Below are 7,990 nucleotides of genomic sequence, written 5' to 3'. Positions count from 1 at the left end.
AGGTTCTCGGCGGTGATGCCCATGTGATAGTCGTTGAAGGCATCCCACAGGCCATCGCTGATCATGGAGTCGATCATCTGGCTGTGGCCCATGCGTAGGCCGGTGCGGGCGCCGGGCAGGACGTAGTTGGCCAGGCTCATGTTCTCCTGGCCGCCGGCGATGATCACCTCGGCGTCGCCGCAGCGGATGGCCTGGGCGGCCAGGTGCAGGGCCTTGAGGCCGGAGCCGCAGACCTTGTTCAGGGTCATGGCGGGCACGGCATGGGGCAGGCCGGCCTTGATCGCGGCCTGGCGTGCGGGGTTTTGCCCGGCGCCGGCGGTGAGCACCTGGCCCATGATGACTTCGTCGACCTGGGCCGGGTCGATGCCGGTCTGGGCCAGCAGTTGGCGGATCACCGCGGCGCCGAGGTCGACGGCGGGAATGGCCGCCAGCGAGCCCTGGAAGGTGCCCACGGCGGTGCGGGTAGCGGCAACGATTACGACGTCTTGCATGATGGGCTCCTCAGGCGAACTGCATTTCGGGAACGTGGTCCGGCACGATCAGCTTGCCGGCGGTCTTGCTGACGATTTCCTCGACGCTGACCCCGGGGGCGCGTTCCTTGAGGATGAAGGCGCCATCCTCGATTTCGAGGTAGGCCAGGTCGGTGAGCACGCGCTTGATGCACTGCGCGCCGGTCAGCGGCAGGCTGCAGCGGCTGAGCAGCTTGGACTCGCCATCCTTGGACGCGTGGGTCATGGTGACGATGATGTTGTCGGCACCGGCCACCAGGTCCATGGCGCCGCCCATGCCCTTGACCAGCTTGCCGGGGATCATCCACGAGGCGATGTTGCCCTGCACGTCCACTTCGAAGGCGCCGAGCACGGTAAGGTCGATGTGGCCGCCGCGGATCATCGCGAAGGATTCGGCGGAGGAGAAGATCGATGCGCCGATGCGTGCGGTCACGGTCTGTTTGCCGGCGTTGATCATGTCGGCGTCGATCTGGTCTTCGGTGGGGAAGGCGCCCATGCCCAGGAGGCCGTTTTCCGATTGCAGCATGACTTCCATGCCGTCGGGGATGTAGTTGGCCACCAGGGTCGGGATGCCGATGCCCAGGTTCACGTAGTAGCCGTCCTGCAGTTCGCGGGCGACGCGCTGAGCCATTTGTTCGCGGGTAAGAGCCATGTTTATTGTCCTTTTAGTCGGGCTGGGGAAGGGCGATCACTTGCGCACGGTGCGCTGTTCGATGCGCTTCTCGAAGGTGCCGCAGATGACCCGGTCGACGTAGATGCCCGGGGTATGGATCTGCGCCGGGTCCAGTTCGCCCGGCTCGACGATTTCTTCCACCTCGACCACGGTGATCTTGCCGGCGGTGGCCGCCAGGGGGTTGAAGTTCTGTGCGGTGTGGCGATAGATCACGTTGCCGAAGTGGTCGGCCTTCCAGCCCTTGACGATGGCGAAGTCGCCGGTGATGGACTCTTCCATCAGGTAGGTGCGGCCATTGAACTCGCGGGTCTCCTTGCCTTCGGCCACGGGAGTACCGACGCCGGTGGCGGTGAAGAAGGCCGGGATGCCGGCGCCGCCTGCGCGCATTTTTTCCGCCAGGGTGCCCTGGGGGGTCAGTACCACCTCGATCTCGCCGCTGAGCAGTTGCTGCTCGAACAGGGCGTTCTCGCCGACATAGGAGGCCACCACCTTGCTGATCTGGCGGTCTTCGAGCAGCACGCCCAGGCCGAAGCCGTCGACGCCACAGTTGTTGGATACCACGGTCAGGTCGCGGGTCCCCCGGCGCTTGATCTCGGCGATCAGGTTCTCGGGAATGCCGCACAGGCCGAAGCCCCCGGCGATCACGGTCATGCCGTCTTGCAGACCTTCCAGGGCTTCCTCGTAGGACGCCACGCGCTTATCGAAACCTGCCATATGCACCATCCTCTTTCTTGTTCGTTGGCGGCTGGCCAGCCGTTGTGGGATCAGTGTTGCGCCATGGGATTGATTTGTTAAGTTGATTTTTAAGGTTGATTGATTTGAAAAACAGCATAATGCGCTGCAAGCTGCAAGCTGCAAGCTTATAGCTTGTGGCCTGTAGCTGCGCCTCCTGAGGATGATGGATGACGGTCAAACAGATAAGGGCCTTCCTGGCGGTGGCCCACAGCATGAGTTTCGCCCTGGCCTGTGAGCGCCTGCACCTCTCGCAGTCGGCGCTGAGCCTGACCATCAAGGCCCTGGAAGAGGGTCTGGGCGGACGCTTGTTCACCCGCAATACGCGCAACGTCGCCCTGACGCCCGAGGGCGAGGCGCTGTTGCCCCTGGCCCGGCGCCTGATCGCCGACTGGGACAACGCCGAGGACGAAATGCGCCAGCGCTTCACCTTACAACGCGGGCGGGTGACCCTGGCGGCCATGCCGTCCTTCGCCGGCAACCTGCTGCCGCCGATCCTCAAGCAGTTCCGGGCCCGCTACCCGCAAGTCAACGTCACGGTCAACGATGTGATCAACGAGCAGGTGCTGGAGATGGTCCGCGACCGCGAAGTCGAGCTGGGGGTGGCCTTCGAACCCCAGGACAGCACTTCGCTGGCGTTCACCCCGCTGTATGTCGATCGCTTCGTCGCCGTGGTGTCCCGGGAGTCGCCCCTGGCACAGCGCAGCAAGATCGACTGGCAGACGCTTTTGCAGGAGCCCTTCATCACCCTGCAGCGCCCCTCCACGGTGCGAGTCATGCTCGAGGAGCATCTGCGGGCCCAGGGCGTGCAGTTGCCGGTGGAGTTCGAGAGCCACCAGTTGGCGACCGTGGGCCGCATGGTCGCCAGCGGCCTTGGGGTGAGCGCGGTACCGGCCTTGTGTGCCGGGCAGATGCGTGAGCTGGGTGGGCACTGCATCACCCTCGGCGAGCCGGTAGTGGAGCGGGCCATCGGAGTACTGACCAAGCCGGGAGAAGAGCTGTCCACCGCGGCCCAGGCCTTGTTCGACATCCTGCGCGAGGCCAGCCTCGGCCAGCGCCTGCCTGCCTGATTCAACTGCCCAGGCGTTCGGCGAGCCAGGGCAGGGCCTGGTCGCAGGGCTGCTCCAGCTTGAGGTCCAGCAACGCATCGGCGCGGGTCTTGCCGAAATTGATGGCCAGCAGCGGCTTGCCTTGCTCGACCACCGCCCGACACAGGCGAAAGGCCGAGTAGGCCATCAGCGACGATCCCACCACCAGCAGGCCGCCGGCTTCATGTACCGCACTCCAGGCCTCGGCGGCCGTGGGCGGGGCCACGTTCTCGCCGAAGAACACCACGTCGGGCTTGAGCCGCGCGCCTTGGCAGTGGGGGCAGTGGGGCACCTGGAAGCGTGCCTCGAAGGCCGGGTCCAGCAGGGTATCGCCATCGGGCGCCTGTACTGCGTCAACGCCGGCCAGGTACGGGTTCTGTGTCTCCAACTGTTGCTGGATGGCGTCGCGCTCGCTGCGCTGGTTGCAGTCCAGGCACAGCACCCAGTGCAAGCTGCCGTGGAGTTCGATGACCCCGGGGCTGCCGGCCTGGTCGTGCAGGGTGTCGACGTTCTGGGTGATCACCCCGGCGATCCGTCCTCTGGCCTGCAACTGCGCCAGGGCCAGGTGCGCGGCGTTCGGCCGGGCCTGGCGGATGCGCGGCCAGCCGAGCATGGCCCGGGCCCAGTAGCGCCGGCGGGCTTCGCTCTGGTTGAGGAATTCCTGGTACATCATCGGTTGCCGCCCACGGCGCACGCCTTCGTTGTCGCGGTAGTCGGGGATGCCCGAAGGGGTGCTGATACCGGCTCCGGTCAAGACCATGAAAGGCTGGGTGTCCAGGGCGGCGGCGAGTCGTTCCAGGGATGGCGCGGCGGGTTGGTTCATGCTCGGGGCTCGTTCAGGCAGGCCTGGTAGAAATAGCCGCAAAGCCGGCGTTGCGCCAGCGCCCGTCAGCAGGTGGCGGAACCTGGACCAGGTTCCGGATTACCGTGGGGCCTGCCGCAGGGCATGGGCAGGCCCGCCCGTGGATCAGCTGGAATGCTCGCTGTCGTCCTCCAGGGACATGTCCACGTTGTTGTCTTCCTGGCCCGGCAGTTCGGTGATCACGCTGAAGTCGCTGACTTCCACGGCGCCCAGGCCATAGCCCAGCAGGTGGAAGGAGAATGCCTTGCGGGTCTGCGGGTTGTCGAAGCTGAAATCCATCTGCAGGGGCTGGTCCGGGGTCACCAGCATTTCGTCCGGCAGGCCCAGAGGCACGTCCTGTTCCAGTTCCTTGCCCTTGAGCAGGATGTAGGCGTTCTGCTGCGGATCGGCCGAGCGCACGGTGAAGCGCACCCGGGTCTGCGAGCCCTTGGGCATTTCCAGGTACTGGGCGCCGATCAGGTTGTCGGCCCAGTCGTCCTTGATCTGCGCTTGCAGCGGGATGATCGCCGGGCTGCCGAACTGGTAGTGCTGGTTCAGCGGCGATTGCAACAGGCTGCGGTCCAGGTTCGTGGCCCGGGCGCTGACCAGCCGGGCCCGCTGGCCGCCGTACTGGGTCAGGAAGCTGGCGCTGTCGGCGATGAAGCCGGGGCTGGCGTAGTTGCGGCAGCGCTGCTGGAAATCACACTCGGTGAAGGTGCCCTGGCCATCGTGGTAGCGCAGCTTGCCGTTGGTGTAGGACATGATTTCCCGGCCCCCGGCATAGTCGCGGAACAACGAGCGGCCGCTGAGGCTGGCGGGCACCGGCAGGGCGAAGTAGTCCAGCACCGAGGCACTGAGGTCGACATGGCCATAGGTACCGGACTTGATGTGCGGCAACAGTTGCTGGTCCGGGGCCAGCATCAGGTTGAAGCCCCAGGACGAGGCCAGGCGCACGCCGTCGATGCCGTGGGACTCATCGGACGTGATGATCACCAGGGTGTCCTTGAGCACGCCCTTGCGCTCCAGGCCCTCGAGGAAGTTGCCGATGGCGTCGTCCAGGTAACCGACCGCAGCCTGCTTGGGCGTGTCATAGCGTTCCAGGTACTCCTCGGGGGCCGAGTAGGGCTGGTGGGTGCCGACGGTCAGCAGGGTGAGCATCCACGGCTGCTTGTTCTTCTTCAGCTGGTCGATGTAGCCCAGGGCGCCTTCGAAGAACGCCTTGTCATCCTTGCCCCAGGGAAATTCCAGGTAATTGGGGTTGTTGAACCATTCCAGGCCATGGGTCGAATCGAAGCCGATGTGCGGCATGATCTTGTCCTTGGCCATGAAGCGCAGGCCGGCACCCTGCAAGTAGTGGGTCTGGAAGCCGAACTTGTGCATCTGCGCCGGCAGGCAGGCCTTGTTGCGCTGGTTCTGGGTCAGCATCTCCACGCCCTTGGGCGTGCCGTTGTCCAGCTTGTCATAGTCGCCGCAGAGCATGGCGTACAGGCCGCGGATGGTCTGGTGGCTGTGCAGTACGTAGTCGGGGGTGTTCATCCCGCGTTCGGCCCAGGCGCTGAGCTTGGGCATCAGGTTTTCCTGGTAGCGGCTATGCAGCGCTTCGCGGTTGGTCTTGATATAGGCGCCGGGAATGCCTTCCAGGGCGATCAGCAGCACGTTGCGCGCCCGGCCGGCGCTGGGCAGCAGCGGCTGGCCTTCGAGATCCAGGCTGGTCAGGCCGGCCATCTGCACTGGCGTGTCTGGGGCGTCGCCATCGAGCCAGTCTTCCACGCGGATTTGCGCCTGGCCCACGGCAGTGGCCAGGGCCTGGTGCGGCAGGTTGAACAACTGCCATTGGTCAGCCTCGCTGGGCTTGAGGTACTGGATGCCACCGTGGGCCAGCAGCAGCACCGCCGGCAGGCTCCAGGCGTGGCGAGGCAGGGCCGGCAGCGATACCCCGCGACTGCTGCGCTGCACTACCAGCCACAGCACCAGGCCCAGCAACAGCGCCAGGCCCAGCTCGGGGTGGGCCTGGCCGCCGCCAGTGGAGTTCTCGACGAATTGCGGGTCCACCAGGTAGTGCAGGTCGGAGACGTTGGGCATGCGGCCCACGGCGCTGACCAGCTCGGCGCTGACCAGGGTCAGCAGGGCCCAGATCACCAGCACAGGCAAGGCCAGCCACCAGTGTCGGCGGTACAGCAGCACGGTGAGCAGGCTGGCGCTGGCCAGGTCGGAAAGGTAGCCCAGCGGGTTGGACCAGCCCAGGGCCAGGCGCGCGCCCATGGGGATCAGCAACAGAAGGCCGAACAGGGTGCACAGGGGGGCAAGGGGGTGTTGTAGGCAACGACGGATAAAATTCACAGATAACCTGCCTGTCATCAAAGCTTCACGCAAATGTGCGCAATGGTAACAAGACCCGACGGCAAGTCCTGCCATAAATTGCCGGCGCGATGCTGATCCAGGAGATGTTGTTGGACGCCCCAGTGCGCCATCAGGGAGCTGCAGGGCCCTGGAACAGGGGCTCGCGGGGCGCCTAGGGGCCGGGTGTGCAGGCTGGATTTACTATTGCAGGTTGTTAAAAAAACGCGTGGCCAGTGGCGGCGCTGCCGGCCAGCGAGGCAGGAGCATCACCCGTGCCAGGCAATCTGCGTCGTATGCCTGGGCCCGGGCTTGGCGAGTCCCGGGCAGGCAGATATCCCCGCTGCCCATGGCGTTGTCCGTGATTGGCAGGATTGGCCAAGGCCTGCGCTGGTCCTCGGGGTGGTGGGAGGAGCCGAAGGTCCGGCCCCTGGAGGGCATCACTCGCCGCGGATGTACTGCTCCAGCTGGCGGATCAGGTCGGCCTGTTCGGCGATCGCTTCCTTGACCAGGTCGCCGATGGACAGCAGGCCCAGCAACTGGCCGTTCTCCACCACGGGCAGGTGGCGCAGGTGGTTGTCGGTCATGATGCTCATGCAGGTCTCGACATTCTGGTGCGAGTCCACGGTGATCACCGGCGAGCTCATGATCGCGCTCACCGGCGTGCCCACCGAGGAGCGCCCGTGCAGCACCAGCTTGCGCGCATAGTCGCGTTCGCTGATGACCCCGACCACTGCGCCGTTTTCCAGGACCGGCAAGGCGCCGACGTTTTTCTCGGCCATCAGCATCAGGGCTTCCAGCACCATCTGCTGCGGGGCGATGGTGTGCACTTGCTGATGGTGCTTGGCCTTGAGTTTCAGCAGTTCTGCGACGCTCTTCATTGGGGCGCTCCGGTTGTTCTGCAGGGGGCGGCGCCGGCCGCCCCAAGGTGGGTTCTACAGAATCGTAGAGACTGGGCCGGCCGGCAAGGCTGAAAGCGGCAGATAGACGGCGAAAAACGTCAATCGGCAGGTTTTTTCTGCTGCCTTGCCAGGAAAAGTCCCGCCTGGCCTTGGCATCGGGTGCTCCAATCCTGGGCGCAGCGGTTCAGCAGCGGTTGATATTGGCCAGGGTCATGGGCGCGATGATCCGGTGAAAGGGCGCTACCGGCAGCATGTACAGGCGCCCCAGCAGGTTGTGCGGGTGCACCACGGTGGACAGCACCACCGGGCGTTGCCCGTCGTCGTTCAGGGGCAGGCGATTCAGGGACAGGTACACGTCCAGGTGCTTGTCGCGGTCCACCACCAGCACTTCGTCGGGCGTCTGCGACACCAGGGTGAAGATGCCGACCCGCTGGCCCGGCTGGTAGTCCTCATCGGCTCGTGCCAGGTCGATACGGGTCAGGCGCCCCAGATCCTTGAGGCCGACCAGTTGCACCACGCGATTACGCAGGGCCATCATCCGGTCGATCCAGGCCGGGGTCCGGCTCATCAGACCCAGCAGGTGGCGCATGGCGCTGCGTTCGGGGTCGTCGGCCAGCACCTTGCGGCAATCGATGAAGCTTGCCCCGACGGCCAGGCTGGCGATGCTGGATGGGCTGGGCACTGGGCAAGGCTGGACGGCGGTATGCATCGATACGATTCCCTGTAGGTCATGACGGCGCCTGGTGGCGCGCGGCAAAAATACCATTGTGTTATGGCCGCTGCCGAGCCTGCGAGGTTGCGACAAGGTCGAGCCCCGGCGGCCGCTACGCGCCCGTGCGCAGCCTGCGGCAGCGGCTACACGAAGCGACCTCGAGGCCTCCGCTGTACCTGTCAATGGCCGCAACGCC

General features: G+C 65.4%; 8 protein-coding genes. 1 reads left to right on the top strand and 7 read right to left on the bottom strand.

Translation table 11 applies throughout. The annotated features are described in order from the left end of the window. The 3 genes from GDH07_RS16765 to GDH07_RS16755 all read right to left on the bottom strand — a co-directional run. The coding region (locus tag GDH07_RS16765; RefSeq protein WP_281356326.1) for a thiolase family protein at positions 1–491 on the bottom strand (491 nt) is incomplete at its 3' end. A 10-nt stretch (positions 492–501) separates the two neighbouring features. After that, on the bottom strand, positions 502–1,161 hold the full coding sequence (locus tag GDH07_RS16760; protein WP_031320552.1) for a CoA transferase subunit B: 660 nt from the start codon (positions 1,159–1,161) through the stop codon (positions 502–504). A 36-nt stretch (positions 1,162–1,197) separates the two neighbouring features. Further along, the gene (locus GDH07_RS16755; RefSeq protein WP_053136486.1) at positions 1,198–1,896 is read right to left on the bottom strand and encodes a CoA transferase subunit A; all 699 of its coding nucleotides are present in this window, start codon (positions 1,894–1,896) and stop codon (positions 1,198–1,200) included. Between the two features lie 188 nt (positions 1,897–2,084). Between GDH07_RS16755 and GDH07_RS16750 the strand changes: the two genes are divergently transcribed. Beyond that, entirely contained in the window at positions 2,085–2,984 is a 900-nt protein-coding gene (locus tag GDH07_RS16750) for a LysR family transcriptional regulator (RefSeq protein ID WP_152898248.1), read from the top strand. Between the two features lies 1 nt (position 2,985). Here the strand turns inward: GDH07_RS16750 and GDH07_RS16745 are convergent, their stop codons facing one another. The 4 genes from GDH07_RS16745 to GDH07_RS16730 all read right to left on the bottom strand — a co-directional run bounded on the left by GDH07_RS16745 (position 2,986) and on the right by GDH07_RS16730 (position 7,791). Beyond that, positions 2,986–3,825: an NAD-dependent protein deacetylase gene (locus GDH07_RS16745; protein WP_152898247.1), complete on the bottom strand. Its 840-nt coding sequence runs from the start codon at positions 3,823–3,825 to the stop codon at positions 2,986–2,988. Positions 3,826–3,969: 144 nt separating this feature from the next. Continuing rightward, positions 3,970–6,201 carry an LTA synthase family protein gene (locus tag GDH07_RS16740; RefSeq protein ID WP_152898246.1) on the bottom strand — a complete coding sequence of 744 codons (2,232 nt, stop codon included), beginning with the start codon at positions 6,199–6,201 and terminating at the stop codon, positions 3,970–3,972. Between the two features lie 419 nt (positions 6,202–6,620). Beyond that, complete coding sequence (locus GDH07_RS16735; RefSeq protein ID WP_022641043.1) at positions 6,621–7,061, bottom strand: CBS domain-containing protein; 441 nt, start codon at positions 7,059–7,061, stop codon at positions 6,621–6,623. 205 nt (positions 7,062–7,266) lie between these two features. Next, positions 7,267–7,791 carry a DUF2867 domain-containing protein gene (locus tag GDH07_RS16730; RefSeq protein ID WP_152898245.1) on the bottom strand — a complete coding sequence of 175 codons (525 nt, stop codon included), beginning with the start codon at positions 7,789–7,791 and terminating at the stop codon, positions 7,267–7,269. Between the last annotated feature and the right edge of the window lie 199 nt (positions 7,792–7,990).

Origin of the sequence: Pseudomonas piscis (genome assembly GCF_009380155.1) — a bacterium.
Lineage (GTDB): Bacteria > Pseudomonadota > Gammaproteobacteria > Pseudomonadales > Pseudomonadaceae > Aquipseudomonas > Aquipseudomonas piscis.
The sequence above is the reverse complement of the archived record's forward strand: the minus strand, read 5'-3'. Positions and strand labels throughout refer to the sequence as shown.